Source organism: Bacteroides gallinarum DSM 18171 = JCM 13658 (assembly GCF_000374365.1).
In the GTDB taxonomy this organism is placed as follows: domain Bacteria; phylum Bacteroidota; class Bacteroidia; order Bacteroidales; family Bacteroidaceae; genus Bacteroides; species Bacteroides gallinarum.
The window spans coordinates 1-16701 of sequence record NZ_KB894136.1; the positions used below are offsets into that span (position 1 = coordinate 1).

Annotated in this window: 15 protein-coding genes and 1 pseudogene; 8 read left to right on the forward strand and 8 right to left on the reverse strand. The window is 50.8% G+C overall.

From position 1 onward, the window contains the following. Together C233_RS0112950 and C233_RS0112955 are read right to left on the reverse strand one after the other, a co-directional pair. Positions 1-155: pseudogene (locus C233_RS0112950) on the reverse strand (DDE transposase); the annotation flags it as partial. 230 nt (positions 156-385) lie between these two features. Beyond that, complete coding sequence (locus C233_RS0112955; protein ID WP_018667996.1) at positions 386-5230, reverse strand: RecQ family ATP-dependent DNA helicase; 4845 nt, start codon at positions 5228-5230, stop codon at positions 386-388. 84 nt (positions 5231-5314) lie between these two features. Between C233_RS0112955 and C233_RS0112960 the strand changes: the two genes are divergently transcribed. Then, positions 5315-5551: a hypothetical protein gene (locus C233_RS0112960; protein WP_018667997.1), complete on the forward strand. Its 237-nt coding sequence runs from the start codon at positions 5315-5317 to the stop codon at positions 5549-5551. 23 nt (positions 5552-5574) lie between these two features. On the opposite strand, the gene C233_RS0112965 is transcribed toward C233_RS0112960, so the two are convergent. The 5 genes from C233_RS0112965 to C233_RS0112985 are packed head-to-tail and all read right to left on the reverse strand — an operon-like array spanning position 5575 to position 8296. Further along, a complete protein-coding gene (locus C233_RS0112965; RefSeq protein WP_018667998.1) occupies positions 5575-6012 on the reverse strand; it encodes a DUF6078 family protein in 438 nt (145 codons plus the stop codon). A 4-nt stretch (positions 6013-6016) separates the two neighbouring features. Further along, positions 6017-6583 (reverse strand): nicotinate (nicotinamide) nucleotide adenylyltransferase, encoded by a 567-nt coding sequence (nadD, locus tag C233_RS0112970; protein ID WP_018667999.1) that lies wholly within the window; start codon positions 6581-6583, stop codon positions 6017-6019. Between the two features lie 46 nt (positions 6584-6629). Further along, complete coding sequence (locus C233_RS0112975) at positions 6630-6839, reverse strand: hypothetical protein (RefSeq protein ID WP_018668000.1); 210 nt, start codon at positions 6837-6839, stop codon at positions 6630-6632. A gap of 4 nt (positions 6840-6843) precedes the next feature. Further along, on the reverse strand, positions 6844-7407 hold the full coding sequence (gmk, locus tag C233_RS0112980) for a guanylate kinase (protein WP_018668001.1): 564 nt from the start codon (positions 7405-7407) through the stop codon (positions 6844-6846). A 7-nt stretch (positions 7408-7414) separates the two neighbouring features. Beyond that, positions 7415-8296 (reverse strand): YicC/YloC family endoribonuclease, encoded by an 882-nt coding sequence (locus C233_RS0112985; RefSeq protein WP_025068835.1) that lies wholly within the window; start codon positions 8294-8296, stop codon positions 7415-7417. A 94-nt stretch (positions 8297-8390) separates the two neighbouring features. Between C233_RS0112985 and tsaB the strand changes: the two genes are divergently transcribed. From tsaB to rseP, 7 genes are all read left to right on the forward strand, one after another. Beyond that, positions 8391-9083, forward strand: a complete 693-nt coding sequence (gene tsaB, locus C233_RS0112990; RefSeq protein ID WP_018668003.1) for a tRNA (adenosine(37)-N6)-threonylcarbamoyltransferase complex dimerization subunit type 1 TsaB — start codon at positions 8391-8393, stop codon at positions 9081-9083. A gap of 50 nt (positions 9084-9133) precedes the next feature. Continuing rightward, complete coding sequence (locus C233_RS0112995; RefSeq protein ID WP_025068834.1) at positions 9134-9754, forward strand: DUF4290 domain-containing protein; 621 nt, start codon at positions 9134-9136, stop codon at positions 9752-9754. A gap of 118 nt (positions 9755-9872) precedes the next feature. Then, the gene (murA, locus tag C233_RS0113000; RefSeq protein ID WP_018668005.1) at positions 9873-11177 is read left to right on the forward strand and encodes a UDP-N-acetylglucosamine 1-carboxyvinyltransferase; all 1305 of its coding nucleotides are present in this window, start codon (positions 9873-9875) and stop codon (positions 11175-11177) included. Between the two features lie 73 nt (positions 11178-11250). Beyond that, entirely contained in the window at positions 11251-11787 is a 537-nt protein-coding gene (gene rimM / locus C233_RS0113005; protein WP_018668006.1) for a ribosome maturation factor RimM, read from the forward strand. A gap of 109 nt (positions 11788-11896) precedes the next feature. Then, positions 11897-12766 carry a M23 family metallopeptidase gene (locus C233_RS0113010; RefSeq protein WP_018668007.1) on the forward strand — a complete coding sequence of 290 codons (870 nt, stop codon included), beginning with the start codon at positions 11897-11899 and terminating at the stop codon, positions 12764-12766. A 202-nt stretch (positions 12767-12968) separates the two neighbouring features. After that, positions 12969-14135: a 1-deoxy-D-xylulose-5-phosphate reductoisomerase gene (locus C233_RS0113015; protein WP_018668008.1), complete on the forward strand. Its 1167-nt coding sequence runs from the start codon at positions 12969-12971 to the stop codon at positions 14133-14135. 63 nt (positions 14136-14198) lie between these two features. Next, positions 14199-15536, forward strand: coding sequence for an RIP metalloprotease RseP (rseP, locus tag C233_RS0113020; protein ID WP_025068833.1), 1338 nt, complete (start codon positions 14199-14201; stop codon positions 15534-15536). Between the two features lie 166 nt (positions 15537-15702). Here rseP and C233_RS0113025 read toward each other — a convergent pair whose 3' ends face one another. Continuing rightward, positions 15703-16602 (reverse strand): diaminopimelate dehydrogenase, encoded by a 900-nt coding sequence (locus C233_RS0113025; RefSeq protein ID WP_018668010.1) that lies wholly within the window; start codon positions 16600-16602, stop codon positions 15703-15705. Positions 16603-16701: the final 99 nt, after the last annotated feature.

The following is a 16701-nucleotide window of genomic DNA, read 5'->3' on the forward strand; positions in this document are numbered from 1 at the left end:
AGGCCTGCGGCTTTTGCCATGCGTTCAAACGGGAACACTGAGTGAAGCCTGCCAAGCTCACTCTCATTAAAACTTTTGCGGTATTTTTCCAGAACATCAAATTCTGTGAAGCCCAAAGTTGGGTGAATTTCGGAAATATTTTGTATCTTAGCCATATCTTAGTCGGGGAATTTCCCCCGTTTTGGCCTTCAAACCTTATTTGCGGGGGAATACCTAAAGATACAAAAAAGCCAGCTAATTCGCAATATTTTGTGTATGAATTAGTTGGCTGATTTTATATTATTTACTGAATGTCCCTAAATAAGGTCAGAGTTCGCCGCGGATTATACGGAACTCTGACCCACTCTCATCTTTCCATTTATGCAATACGTACCACCTTCCTGTTTCATTTACCCGCCACACCGGGGCATTTCTTTAAAACAACTTTAGGCAATACAATCCTGACCTCTCCAGAATTGCTATCCTGCTTTCTCCAGAACACCACAAAGTTCACGGCAGCCTTGTGCAATCCGTATCCCTTTTCCTGCCACACCCTGATTACAGACTGAAACTTCGAGGAAAAGCGCAATACCTCGTTCTTATCGCTATCCGAGCATCCTTTCTCCGTTAGCAGTAACGGACTCCCGCTTCTCAACCTCCCGATTAAATCCTGCCGGAAAGGATACAGAAAGAAATCGAGCCAGACATCCGTGTGCTCCAATGAGAAATACAAATACTCCGGCACAGGATATTCATTGGTATCTACCTGAAAACTCGCATACTCCTTAGGCATGAGGCCGGCATAATAATCATTCAGATGTACCGACAAAAACTGCTTGCTACGGGTAATAGCCACATAAATCTCACGCAACCGGCTGGTGTATTTCTTGCAATCGTCATTCAACAACAGAAAGACGTTCTCGAACTCTTTTCCTTTCGCCTTATGAATAGTAGAAACATTTATCTCCTCACCCCTGAAAGTATAGAAATCCTCCAGCCTGGATTCGAACAGAAAAGCCTCCCAGTCCGAACGGTACTTCCGCTCCTCATAAAGCGATTCGAACTTCCTGATGATATTGCAGCAAACCTCCATGGAAGAAGCATTGAAAAACCTTTCTCTCAATCCCCTTTTCGCCGACTCCCACCGTTCTGCATCTATCAGGCAAGTATTTGCAGACAATCCCAGCAAGCTATTGAAATAATGAATTTCATCCAAATCGGTCAAGCGGAAGCCGTCGTTCGACTGAACGAGCCTGACGGGCATCCCCCTCTCTTTCAAAAGAAAGGCAATCAGCATGGCATCCTCATTCGTCAGCGTGAGCACACAAGTACTACCCGCCAGATTACTTTCGCACACATCCCGCACCAAAGGGAACACCATATTAGCCGATTTATAATGCGTGATGTGGATAATCCCGTCTTGCAAATCCTTGGAAATAACAGGCGAAGACTTCATCCGCCCGGCCAGCCGCGTTATAAACGCCCCCGCAAACTGAACCAGATTATTCTTGCTACGGTAGTTCGTCAGCAACTCGTAAGTATGCGCATCATACTTATCGACAAGACTTTTCATATACCGCGAATCGGAGCCGCGGAAGCCGTAGATATTCTGGTCGTCATCCCCCACGGCAATCACCCTGAGCTCCTCATTCTTCTCGATAAGCGCCTCTACCAAACCGAACTCATGCGACGTCATATCCTGCGCCTCATCCAACACCAATACGGTCTTGGTAATCCGGTTCTTCTCGACCTCGCCGCTCCTGATTCTCCTCACCGCATCCTCCACCACCGACTCAGCCCTTTTCAACGTACCCTGGCATCCTAACAAATCGAAACAATAAGAATGAAAAGTCTTTATCTCGATATATCCGACGGCATTACCGATTAACTTATACAACCTCTCCCTGAACTCACCGGCCGCCGCCCTCGAGAAAGTAAGCATCAGCAGTTGTTCGTGCTTCACATCCTCCATGAGCAACAGCGATGCCAGCTTATGGACAAGTACCCTCGTCTTACCGCTTCCCGGGCCGGCCAATACCACGATATGCTTCGACGAATTATCCTTGACTACCGCCAACTGCTTCTCGGACAACTCACCGAATACCTGCATATATTTAGAGCGCGTCATCTTCATCCCTATCTCATGGCGCCTGTTACCTGGGAAATACTTCTGTAAAAACGAAGCGTTATTAAGATTGAAATAATCATCCACAAACTGCAAGGCCGCCTGATAATCCTCCACCATTTTCTGCGCATACTCACCCACAATATGAATCTGCTGAATCTTGTTTTCATAAAACAGCTCCAACTTCCGGTAATCCTCCTGCTTATACTTTATCAGGTTATTAAGGATTATCCTATTGATGTAAAGCTTGTTATAAACCACCAGAAAACCGCCTTCAATCTGCAAAGCGCCGATACGCGAAAGATAGAAAAGCGCATCCTCCACATCCTCTGTCGAAACCGCCTGCCGAAACAAGCTTCCCCGCCGCCTTTCCTCCTTCTCGAATTCCTCTTTCAGTTCCAGCACGGAGAACTCTACCAGCACCTCCTCCCGGGATATTTCATCTTTATCACCCGTACCGGCCTTACCGAACAAGGCATTGATTATGAAATCCGACAATATATACCTGCGTTCCGCCTTTTCCCTGAATCGACTCCGGTTCTGTTCCGTCAGCACGATAGCGACATGGTTTTTCGCCGCATCCTGGTATTCGCGCTTCAACCAATCCTTTTCCGCCCAGAAGTTGATAAGCACCTTCAACTTATCGGGACTGACACTCCTCTCCATAGCCTGCTCCGCCTCCTCCCTCAACTCCTTCAGATTGTAGAGCCCTTCCCTTTCGGTGAAAGAACCGAGCAGGAACTTATCCAGCCGGTTGAAGAAACGGACTATCTCGAGCGAACGGTTGCACGACTCCGTCCGCTTTATATAAGCAGTCAAGTCCTGGGCATCGGCCAGTATTTTTTCCTCGCGCAACAATGTCACTACCTGTATCACATCCTCCCGGGTGATACCCAAATGGTCCGATATATAGTCTATTCGCGCTTCCGGTATTTCATTATTCAGATGCTTCCGGCTTTTGGTAGCTATCAGCTTCTTGATGATACGGATAGCCTGTTCCTCCTGCTTCCCGGAAAACCTTCCGGAAGCATTAATCCTGTCAATAGCTTCCTGGGCAGTCCTCGCCATAATGCTATTGGCAAATACACGCGGCATATTCTGGCCGCGATGTATATACCCCGCCTCCTCCAAGGCAGCGATAGCCGTGGTTACACGCGTTTCTATGTCGGCTATGTTGTCGTCCCACCCGGCCCTGCGCGCTATCTCGAGTGCAGACTGCGAAACGGTAGAACGAAAGCGGGTAAGCTCTTTTATCGCTTTCCACACCTGCTGTATCTCCTTCATATGCAGCTTCGTCTGGTTCAGCAAGATGAAGTGCTTGTTCAAATCCTCCTCATCGAAAAGAATAAAACAATCTGCCGTGATATGCTCGTCTCTACCAGCCCTTCCCGCCTCTTGCACATAATTCTCCAAAGAATCGGAAATCTCGTAATGCACCACAAGCCCCACATCCTTTTTATCCACTCCCATACCAAAGGCAGAGGTCGCCACCATAACCTGCACATCCCCGGCAATAAACGCATTCTGGTTATCCGTCTTTTCGCGCACATCCATTTTGCCATGATACGCCCTCGCTTCGATTCCGTCCTTCACCAACTGGGCGGCCAGCCCCGAAGCGGTGCGGGTACGCGAAACGTAAACGATGACCGGACAGGAATGCGCCTCTATAATCTCCCTTAAACTATTGTACTTCTCGCGCTTGTCACCGCGTTTGAATACCTTGTACCTCAAATTGGTACGGCTGGAACCGGCACGGAATAACTCGAAGTCGATATTCAACTTCACCTTGAAGTACTCCTTGATATCTTCTATCACCTTCTGTTTGGCCGTAGCCGTAAAACAAGACACGGGAATAGGCTCCACAAGCTTCTTTTTCTGTTGCAACTGCTTCAGAAAATCACCGATATAGAGATAATCCACCCTGAAATCCTGCCCCCATGCCGAGAAACAATGCGCCTCATCTATCACGAAACGGACTATTTTCCGTCCCAGTAACAACCTCTCGATGCTTCTCGAACGCAAAGACTCCGGAGAGATGTACAACATGGAGGCCGAACCGTCCTCTACCCTCTCGAACGAGTTTGCCCGCTCCACCGGGTCCAGCAGTCCGTTTATCGTCACAGCCTCCGTAATGTTATGTTTGCGCAGGTTGTCCACCTGGTCTTTCATGAGAGACTGCAAAGGCGAAATAACCACAGTGAGCCCCTTTACCGTTTCCCCGCACATAAGCGCCGGAACCTGAAACGTAATGGACTTGCCGCCTCCCGTAGGAAAGACGGCCAGTATAGACTTCCCTTTCACCGCCGCATCCACTGCCCCTGCCTGCAACGGCTCATTATTATAAAGCCGGTAAGAGCTGAATCCGAAATACTTTTTCAGCCCTGAATAAATATCGAAAGCCTTATTGCAATAAGGGCATCCCGCGGCACAATGCGTATTCCTTAACCGGGTCATCAGCCTGTCTACATCGGGAAATGCATGAAGCACCCACGGAGGGGTAATGGAATAGCGGTCTTCGCAATCTATCAAAGCCAATGTATAAGCCAGTTCCAGCGGATAACGCGCAGCCATTCCGGCCAGCGGAGCCGACTCGCAAATCTTCCCGCGAAACCTGCAACGCACTATATCCGGTAAACTGCCCGCCCTATCCGGATGATAATTTATAAAATGAAAAAAAGCGCCGAATTCAACCGTATCTCCCAGCAAGGAGTAATAAATGAACTGCAGGTCGTCGTCCAGCTTTTCAAACGCATCGACCTCTTCCCTAAACAATTCAAAAGCCTTTACCGAATCATTAAAAGGGTTATTGATACTATCCGTAAGCAATTTATCGTCTTTCAGGAGGCGGTGGTAAGGGCGTTCCGGAAATAACAGCGGAGACAGATAAAGGGTATCTATTACCTTAGGCAAACGAAGTGCTGCCTTCTCATACAAAGGAGCGAGATAAGTCAAATCGTGTTTCAATATATTATGCCCTCCCATGTACTCCACATTGCCCAGGAAATCGAGCAACTTTCCGAACGAATTCTCGTGAAAGCCCGCCCCGTCGCTGCGAACGGCTCCTATATCCTCTATCTGCAAGCAACCGGGAACGGTTTCTAAGTCGACAAATGCTATGTTCTTCATAAAAAGAGTCTATTTTACAAAGAAACAAAAGAAAAAAGATAATAGCAAATACTTCCGCTGAAAATACGTCGGCGCCGGGTTCCCATGGGACTGCTTCCGTTCCCACAAGGAGAAACGCCCGTTTCCATAGGGAGAAACTCCCGTTCCCATAAGGGGAAACCGGAGTTCCTATGCAGGGAAACGGGAGTTATTGTTAGTGGGAACGGAAGTTTCCATGCCTGGGAACGGGAGTTCCCTACCGGTAGGAAACTGCAACATACTGCCGTACAGAGTTATACCGTACGTAAAGGCACGGCAGATATGCGGTATCCGAAGGGTTAAAGGAGAGGGGACGGAGAAAACGGTCAATATCCCCAATCGTATCCGTCTACATATTCGTCGAAATAGTCGTCGAGCTGCAAGCCGAGGGACTTTGCCTGGCGAATGATATACTGCTGCGCGGCGGGATTGATGAGGTATTCGCCCTTACGGGCAAGATAGTAATTCTTGCGTCCGAAGTAAGAGATAAGACGCAGGCGGAACGTACCCGCCACATTGACCGTCAGCAACCCTGCCGTACGGGTAAAGCCGCGGGCATAGCGCACCGTCGTATCCGGGCAGTAATATTCGCACTTTCCCTTCATCGACGCCAGCTTTTGCGGAGTGAGCGTAGGCAGGAACGCATATTGCAGGGAGGCATGCTGCAAGGCTATGTGGCGCAGGCAGGTAGCGCTTTTCGGGCAATCGGCAGATGCACATACACCGAAGTTATAAGGAATCTGCATGGTTTCCGGGTTATTCATTTCGTTACGGATTAGTTTGTTTCAGCGCTTCATAAACAGCCGGATGCAGGAAGTAGCGCACATCCCTGCCCTCCTCCATAGCCCGGCGGATAAAGGTAGAACTGATTTCGAACAAGGGCGAGGAGGCCAATTTAGCGTTGCGGGGCAACGAATCCCCGTTTACCGCATAACCCGGACGGGGATAGATAAGGATAGGGTTTTCTGCAAGAATACGTTCCGACTGATACCAGCGGAGAAAGAGCGCCCAGTTGTCGGAGCCGATGATAAGGTGGAAAGTATCCTGCGGATAAGCCCGCTTCAACGCGTCGAGCGTACGGACGGTATAGGACGGGCGCGGCAAGTGGAATTCGAAGTCGGAAGCCCGGAACTTCGGATAGCCCGCAATAGCAAGACGCACCAGCCCGAGCCGGAATTCGTCGTCCATGAGCGATGCCTCCTCTTTCAACGGGTTGTGCGGGGTTACCATGAACCACACCTCATCCAGCCCTTCGTATTCGCAAAGGTAGTTGGCGAGTGCCAGATGCCCGATATGTACCGGGTTGAACGAGCCGCTGAAAATTCCTATCTCCATTCGATAAACTAAAGTTGAGGGTTGACAATCAAAACAAGAGGGGGCGTCAGCGCTTCCCTTTCAGGCGTTTCCAGCAGCCGTAGACGTTGGCTCCGCTTATGCCCATGACGATGAGCATCGCCACGGCAGGAGTATACTCCTTCAGGTTTACGTTCAGTACCGCCAGGACAATGGCGCCCAGAAACAAAACGATGTTCAGCACTAACAGCACCTTGTTGGCGCCCGGCGACAATTTTACGCTTCTTCTCTGTTTCATCGGTTCAAGAGTTCAGGAATCGGGTGATTACTTTCAATGCTTCCGCCTTGGCAGTTTCCAAATCGTCGTTCACAATCACCGTATCGAACTTGGGGGCGAAGCCAAGCTCGTATTCGGCTTTCGCCACACGGCTCTCTATCACGTCGGGCGCATCCGTACCGCGACCTATCAGGCGCTTGCGCAACTCTTCCACCGAGGGCGGCTGGATGAAAACGGACAAGGCGCGCTCGCCGTAGAACTTCTTGATGTTGCAGCCGCCCACCACATCCACGTCGAACACTACGTTCTGTCCGGCAGCCAGTTGCTTTTCCACCTGCGCCTTCAACGTTCCGTAGAAACGGTCTTGATACACCTCCTCGTATTCCAGGAACTCGCCGTTGGCTATGCGGCTCCGGAACTCATCGGGGGTGAGGAAGAAGTATTCCACGCCATTCCGTTCCGTACCGCGCGGCGGACGGCTGGTTGCGGAGATAGAGAAAGCCAGGTTCAGGTTCTGCGTCAGCAGGTAGTTGATGATTGTGGACTTGCCCGAACCGGAGGGAGCGGAGAATATGATAAGTTTGCCCATTGTATATTTACATTACATTCAGTACTTGTTCTTTAATCTGCTCCAGCTCGTCCTTCATCTGCACCACGATTTTCTGCATCTCGGCATGGTTGGACTTGCTGCCCAGCGTATTGATTTCGCGCCCCATTTCCTGTGCGATGAAGCCCAGCTTCTTGCCCTGCCCTCCCTCGCCGCTCTCGAGCGTGCTGATAAAGTATCTCAGGTGGTTGGAGAGGCGCTGTTTCTCCTCGTTGATATCCAGTTTCTCGATGTAGTAGATAAGTTCCTGCTCCAGGCGGTTCTTGTCGTAATCTATGCTCAACGTCTTTTCGAGGGCATCGGTGATGCGGTCTTTGATTTTGCCTACCCGCTCCTGCTCATACGGAGCGACCGTTTCGAGCAGACGGGCGATATTCGCAATTTTCTCCCGGAACTTCTGTTCCAAGGCAGCTCCTTCCTGCTTGCGGAAGTCGGTAAGATGCCTCACCGCTTCTTCCACCGCCCGATGAGCCACCACCCATTCTTCGTCGCTCAGCTCCTGGACTTCGTTCTTCGTCATCACGTCCGGCATGCGCAACAGGGTGGCGAACCAGTCGGCGGGCTCGGGAATGCCAGCCGCCGCCGAAATCTCTTTAATCCGTTTATAGTAAGCCTCTATCAGTTCCTGGTTGATAGGGGTAGCCAGTTGCTCCGCATCTTTCTTTTCAATCCAAAGGCTGAAATCCACCTTGCCGCGTTCCAGCATCTTGGATATCTCGTTACGGATTTCCATTTCCTTCTCCCTGTAAAGCGGGGCGATACGGGTGGACAAGTCCATTGCCTTACTATTGAGCGATTTAATCTCGACATTGATTTTCTTATCGGACAACTCGGCAGTCGCCTTGCCGTAGCCCGTCATAGATTGTATCATAATGTTATAGTTTTGCGCAAAATTACACGATTATTTTAATTAGTGAAAATAATCACGTAAATTTGCCACAATAAAATTCAGAAGAACAGAAGCTATGTCATATATCTTGCATATCGAAACGTCCACGTCGGCCTGCTCCGTAGCCGTGAGCGAGGACGGGCAGAACGTTTTCAGGAAGGAAGACCTGAACGGGCCTTCACACGCTGTATCGCTGGGAGTATTCGTGGACGAGGCGCTGTCGTTCACCGACAGCCATGCCATGCCGCTGGATGCGGTTGCCGTAAGCTGCGGTCCCGGCTCGTACACGGGGTTGCGTATCGGCGTGTCCATGGCGAAAGGTATCTGCTACGGCCGCAACCTGCCCCTTATCGGGTTGCCTACCTTGAAGGTGCAGTGCGTACCGGTGCTGCTCTACCACGACGAATTGCCGGACGATGCGCTGCTGTGTCCTATGATAGACGCCCGGCGCATGGAGGTGTATGCCGCCGTGTACGACCGTGCGCTGAAGCCGGTGCGCGACATTGCGGCGGATATCGTGGACGAGAACTCATACAAGGAGTTCCTGGACAGGCAGCCCGTTTACTTCTTCGGCGACGGTGCAGCCAAGTGCAAGGGGAAAATCGTACATCCCAACGCGCATTTCATCGACGGCATCCGTCCGCTGGCAAGCATGATGTTTCCGCTGGCAGAGAAGGCTATCGCTGAAAAGGATTTCAAGGATGTGGCTTACTTCGAACCGTTCTACCTGAAGGAGTTCGTGGCGAGCCAGCCCAAGAAGCTCCTGTAACGGCCGGTAAGCGCCAATCATTACTCACTGAATCATTAACCGTTAAGAAAATGCAATATAACACTCAACAAAAACGGATGCCCTTGCCCGAGTACGGCCGCAGCATCCAGAATATGGTAGACCATGCACTGACTATCGAAGACCGCTCCGAGCGCCAACGTTGCGCCAACACCATTATCAACATCATGGGGAGCATGTTTCCGCACCTGCGCGATGTGCCCGACTTCAAGCATAAGCTTTGGGACCACCTCGCTATCATGGCCGACTTCAAGCTGGATATCGACTATCCCTACGAGATTATCCGCAAAGACAACCTGAACACCAAGCCGGAGGCAGTTCCCTACCCCAGCACCAAAATCCGTTACCGCCACTACGGCCGTACCCTGGAAGTGCTGATTCAGAAGGCTTGCGAATTTCCCGAAGGCGATGAGAAGCAGAACCTGGTAGCGCTGATTTGCAACCACATGAAGAAGGATTATATGGCGTGGAACAAAGATACTATCGACGACCGCAAAATAGCCGACGACCTCGAAGAGCTCTCCGGCGGCAAACTGCAAATGACCGATAGCCTGCTACGCCTGATGTCCGAGCGGATTGAGCAGAACTACCGTCCGAAAACGAATAACCAAAACAACAGGAACAACAATAGGAATAATAAAAGAAAATACTGAATTTAAAGCGATTAGCGGTTAACAATTAGTGATTAGCGTTTATGCCATACGACATCACCACGCTGCCACTAATTATTAACAGCTAATCACTAACCGCTAATCATTAACCACTACTTTCATGGCCTCATTTGTAATAGAAGGTGGACATAGTCTTTCAGGAGATATCTATCCGCAGGGAGCGAAGAACGAGGTTTTGCAGATTATCTGCGCCACGCTGCTTACCGCGGAAGAGGTGACGGTGCACAACGTACCGGACATACTGGACGTCAACAACCTTATCCAACTGATGCGGGATATGGGTGTCGCGGTATCGAAGAAGGGTATCGACACGTACAGTTTCCGGGCAGCCGATGTGGATTTCGCCTATCTGGAAAGCGACGAGTTCCTGAAAAGGTGTTCCAGCCTGCGCGGTTCGGTTATGCTGGTAGGCCCTATGGTGGCACGCTTCGGCAAGGCTATGATTTCCAAGCCGGGAGGAGACAAGATAGGACGCCGCCGGCTGGATACGCATTTCATCGGCATACAGAACTTGGGGGCGGAATTCGCCTACAACGAGAAACGGGAGGTTTACGAAATATCCGCACAGCGGTTGCAGGGCAGCTATATGCTGCTGGACGAGGCATCCGTAACGGGAACGGCGAACATCGTCATGGCGGCGGTGCTGGCAAAAGGCAAGACGACCATTTACAATGCCGCATGCGAGCCTTACGTACAGCAGTTATGCCGTATGCTGAACCGCATGGGTGCCAAGATAGAGGGTATCGCCTCCAACCTGCTCACTGTGGAGGGGGTGGACGAGCTGCACGGAACGGAACATACGATTCTTCCGGACATGATTGAAGTGGGGAGCTTCATCGGCATGGCCGCCATGACGAGGAGCGAGCTTACTATCAAGAATGTATCGCACGCCAACTTGGGCATCATCCCCGACAGTTTCCGACGGTTGGGTATCAAAATGGAGCAACGCGGCGATGATATTTATGTGCCGGCGCAGGAAACCTACCAGATAGAGTCCTTTATCGACGGTTCTATCATGACGATTGCCGATGCGCCCTGGCCGGGTCTTACCCCGGACTTGCTGAGCGTATTGCTGGTGGTTGCCACGCAGGCGAAGGGTAGCGTGCTGATTCATCAGAAGATGTTCGAAAGTCGCCTGTTCTTCGTAGACAAACTGATAGATATGGGTGCGCAAATTATTCTGTGCGACCCGCACCGCGCCGTAGTAATAGGGCACGACCACGGTTTCAAGCTGCGCGGCGGCAATATGACTTCGCCGGACATCCGTGCCGGCATCGCCCTGCTGATAGCTGCCATGAGCGCCGACGGCATCAGCCGTATCCACAACATCGAGCAGATAGACCGGGGATACCAGGATATTGAAAGGCGGCTGAATGCGTTGGGTGCGAGAATAACGAGGATATGAAGATAGAGGCGGTAGAGCGGCAAAGCCGGTGAAACGGCAGGATGTGCGATAAGCGATAAGGCGGTAAAACGATATGATACGAAAAGAAGAAGTATATAAGATAGGTATATTCAACAAGCCTCACGGCATTCACGGAGAGTTGTCATTCACCTTTACGGATGATATTTTCGACCGCACGGAGGCGGAATACCTTATTTGCCTGCTGGACGGGATATTCGTGCCGTTCTTCATGGAGGAGTACCGTTTCCGCTCGGACACCACGGCTCTCGTCAAGCTCGAAGGAGTAGATACGGCAGAACGTGCACGCATGTTTACCAATGTCGAGGTGTACTTTCCCGTGAAGCATGCCGAGGAAGCCGGGGCAGGAGAACTCAGTTGGGATTTCTTCGTGGGTTTCTGCGTGGAAGAAGTGCATCACGGCAAACTGGGCGAGATTACGGAGGTGGATACCTCTACCATTAATACCTTGTTCGTAGTGGATTACAAGGGGGAGGAATTGCTGATTCCGGCGCAGGAGGTTTTTATCGCAGGCATCGACCGGAAGCATAAAGTTATCACGGTAGACCTGCCGGAAGGGTTGCTGGCTTTGGACGAAACGGAAGAAGTGTAAAACGGCAACCGGGAACGGACAACCGGACGGCAGGACGGCGGACGGACGCCACCCGGAGGTGGTGAGTATTGATTGAATGAACGATAAACAGTTAAACAAGAGTTTATAAGTGACGGCAAATAAGAAGAAAAAAAGAAGAAAAGCTTTCTGGAGTAATATCAAGTTCAAGTACAGGCTTACCATTACGAATGAGAATACCCTCGAGGATATTATCACGCTACGTGTATCCAAGCTGAACGGTTTCTCCGTATTGCTTTCCGTGCTGACGGTACTCTTCCTGATTGCTTCCCTGATTGTCGCTTTCACCCCGTTGCGCAATTACCTGCCCGGATATATGAACAGTGAAATTCGTGCCCAGGTGGTAGAGAATGCCTTGCGGGTGGATTCGCTCCAGCAACTGGTAGCCAGGCAGAACCTATACATCATGAATATCCAGGATATTTTCCAGGGCAGGATAAAGACCGACACGGTACATTCTATCGACTCCCTTACCACCGTGCGGGAGGATTCGCTCATGGAGCGCACGCAGCGCGAGGCGGAATTCCGCAAGCAATACGAGGAAACGGAGAAGTACAACCTGACAAGCATCACCTCGCGCCCCGAAGTAGACGGACTGATATTCTACCGTCCTACCCGCGGCATGATTTCGTCTCCTTTCAATGCAGAGAAGAAACACTTCGGAACGGACATAGCCGCCAACCCGGGAGAAAGCGTACTGGCTACCCTGGACGGAACGGTTATCCTAAGTACTTATACCGCTGAAACCGGTTATCTAATCGAGGTGCAGCACAACCAGGACTTCGTATCCGTTTACAAGCATTGCGGTTCCCTGCTGAAACGGGAGGGCGATAGCGTAAAAGGCGGCGAAGCCATTGCTTTAGTAGGCAATACCGGACAACTGACTACCGGTCCTCACCTGCACTTTGAGCTATGGCACAAAGGAAGAGCTGTCAATCCGGAACTTTACATCGTGTTTTAGCAGAAAGGCGGGAGGAAGTATCAGATTATAGAAGGTATAAGAAAGAAAACATAAAACATAAGATAGAAAGTATAAAGCATTAAGATATAAAGTATAAAGTATAAAGCATTAAGAAATAAAACATTAAGAAATAAAACATTAAGAAATAAAGCATAAAATAAAAATCATAAATCTAAAATCATAAAATCCCCAATCTTATCCAATGAAGAAACAAATTGCCATACTCGGCTCTACCGGTTCAATCGGTACGCAGGCGTTGCAGGTTATCGAGGAGCACCCCGACCGGTACGAAGCCTATGTGCTGACTGCCAATAACCGGGTGGACGACCTGATTGCCCAGGCACGCAAGTTCAAGCCTGAAGCGGTGGTAATAGCAAACGAAACGAAATACCGGCAACTGAAAGATGCCCTTGCCGACCTGCCTATCAAAGTGTATGCCGGCGAGGATGCCTTATGCCAGATTGTAACGGATGCCTCTATCGATATGGTGCTGACCGCTATGGTAGGCTATGCCGGACTGAAACCTACCATGAATGCCATTCGTGCACGCAAGATAATAGCCCTTGCCAACAAAGAAACCCTGGTTGTGGCGGGCGAGCTTATCAACGACCTGGCACGTTTCAGCGGCACTCCTATCCTACCGGTAGATTCCGAACATTCCGCCGTATTCCAGTGTTTGGCAGGAGAAGCGGGCAATACCATTGAGAAAGTCATACTGACGGCTTCCGGCGGCCCGTTCCGTACCTGTACAATGGAGCAGCTCGCCACCGTGACTAAGGCGCAGGCCTTGAAACATCCCAACTGGGACATGGGAGCCAAAATCACGATAGACTCCGCCTCTATGATGAACAAGGGTTTCGAGGTAATCGAGGCGAAGTGGCTGTTCGGCGTACGTCCCGACCAGATAGAAGTGGTGGTGCATCCGCAATCCGTCATTCACTCAATGGTACAGTTCGAAGACGGGGCGGTGAAGGCGCAACTGGGCATGCCGGACATGCGCCTGCCTATCCAGTACGCATTTTCCTACCCGGAACGTCCCAAAGCGTCTTTTCCGCGGCTGGACTTCCGGCAGTGTACGGAGCTGACCTTCGAGCAGCCCGATACGGCACGCTTCCGCAACCTGGCGCTGGCATACGAGGCGCTGCACCGTGCAGGAAACATGCCGTGCATCGTCAACGCCGCCAACGAAGTGGTGGTGGCCGCTTTCCTGCGGGACGGAATATCGTTCCTCGGCATGAGCGATGTCATTGAAAAGACAATGGAGAAGGTGTCTTTCATACAGAAACCTACTTACGAGGATTATGTGGCTACCGATGCGGAAGCCAGGCGGATAGCGGAAGAACTGACCGCATCCGGCAGTTTCCGGTAACCGCGACAGGTGAATAATAAATTGTAAATCATAAAACAGTAAAAACAGTAAATTAGTAAATTAATGGAAACATTCTTGATTCGTACCCTACAACTCATAATGAGCCTTTCGCTGCTCGTCATTGTCCATGAAGGAGGGCACTTTCTTTTTGCCCGCTTATTCAAGACACGAGTAGAGAAGTTCTGCCTTTTCTTCGACCCGTGGTTCACATTGTTCAAGTTCAAACCGAAAAACAGCGAGACGGAATACGGCATCGGCTGGTTGCCTTTAGGCGGGTATGTGAAAATTGCAGGTATGATAGACGAGTCCATGGATACCGAGCAGATGAAACAGCCCGTGCAGTCGTGGGAGTTCCGTGCCAAACCGGCATGGCAACGACTGTTGATTATGGTGGGCGGTGTTCTGTTCAACTTCCTGCTGGCATTATTCATCTATTCTATGATACTTTTCACCTGGGGAGATGAGTATGTACCTTTACAGAAAGCCCCGCTGGGTATGGACTTCAACGAAACAGCCAAAGCAATAGGCTTTCGTGACGGCGATATACTGGTATCTGCCGACGGTGTGCCTTTGGAGCGCTACGGTGGCGACATGCTGACAAGCATCGTCGATGCACGCCAGGTTACCGTACTGCGCAACGGGCAGGAAGCCTCCGTGTATATCCCCGAAGATATGATGGAACGCCTGCTTGCCGACAGCATCCGCTTCGCATCGTTCCGCTATCCGTTCGTAATCGACAGCATCGCACCGGGACGCCCCGCCGCACTTGCCGGCTTGCAACCGGGCGACAGCGTTACGCAACTGGACGGGCGCAACATCGCCTACTTCGACTTTAAGGAAGAGATGCTGAACCGCCAGAAGGCCGCAACTCCCGACAACCGTCTTATCTCCCTGACTTATGTAAGAGCCGGAGTGACGGATACGGTGACGCTGGCAACGGATTCTTTGTACCAGATAGGTATCGTGGCGTCCATGCAGACGGACAGGCTGCTGCCCGTTGTGAAGAAGGAGTACGGTTTCTTCGCATCTATCCCCGCCGGAGTAACTCTGGGAGTGAATACCCTGAAAGGATATGTGGGGCAGATGAAGTACCTCTTTTCCAAGGAGGGCGCCAAGCAGCTCGGCGGTTTCGGAACAATCGGCAGCATTTTCCCCGCAACATGGGACTGGTATCAGTTCTGGTACATGACGGCATTCCTCTCCATTATCCTCGCTTTCATGAATATACTGCCTATTCCGGCATTGGACGGCGGGCATGTCTTATTCCTGATTTACGAGATTGTAGCGCGCCGCAAGCCCAGCGACAAGTTTATGGAACGTGCGCAAATGGTGGGTATGTTCCTGCTGTTCGGCCTGATAATCTGGGCAAACTTCAATGATATACTCCGGTTCCTATTCTAAAACGGCAAGACATAAAAAGACGGGGATGTGTCAAAACTCCCCCTTTACCGAAATCACCCTCGCTACAACTGACTGTGGCGAGGGTGATTTTTAGTTTGTGAGAGTTTCGACACACCCTCGTTTTTATTGAGGGGGGGTGCCGAAGCCACCCGCTTCTTTTATAGCCTTATACCAAGTGTGCAATCCACTCCTCGCGGTCGCCCGGCAGAAGGTCGATAACCGGAATTTCGACCATTGTGTAGCAGCCCGGCTGCTGGCGCATGGCGGCACGCGCTACGCATACCAACACCTGTGCGGTGAGGGCGGGGTTATTGATACGCATGTTGAACTCGAACAGTTGGTTCTGCGTCTTTCCCGAAACGCCTTTACGGGTAAGGTTCACACCGTGCCCCATATCGAGCAGCGCGTCCACGCTCGGAACGAGTTTCACGTGGGTTTCGTCGTTTACGAAATATGGGTCTGCCTTGATAGCGGCGGCTACCTTGTCGAATTCGTATCCCTCTTTCAGTTCGATATAAACCATGCGGCGGTGTATTCCCGTACCGGTAGGAATGGTCATCGAGAGGGCTGCTTTCACGCCTTCAACGGCTTTTACCGCTACCGTATGCCCCATGCTCATGCCCGGTCCGAAGTTGGTATAGGTAATGCCTTTCGGTGCAATGGCTTCCAGCAAGGTGCGCACAACGGAATCGCTCCCCGGGTCCCAGCCGGCAGAAATGACGGACACGGTGTTATGTGCCTTTGCCTCCGCATCCAACGTGCGGCGCAATGCCGGGATACCGGTATGGATGTCGAAGCTGTCTACCGTATGGATACCTAATGCCAGTATCTCCTTGGCATATTTTTCGACACTGCGGGTAGGGGTACAAAGGATAGCGACGTCTACGTCCTTCAATTCCCTGATATCTTTCACTACGGAATATTCACTCAACTCTGCCGGGCGGTTCTCTGCTCCTGCACGGCGCACTACTCCGGCGATTTCAAAATCGGGAGCTGCTTGCAGCGCCTCAAGTACATAATGTCCGATATTGCCATATCCAACAATGGCTGCTCTTACTTTTTTCATTCTTTTATCGGTTTTAGTTATCAACTTTCTATTTTATCGGCACAAAAGTAAGCATTTTCATTTATATCTTAGTATAGAAGCCTGCAAGTTTCACAGAGT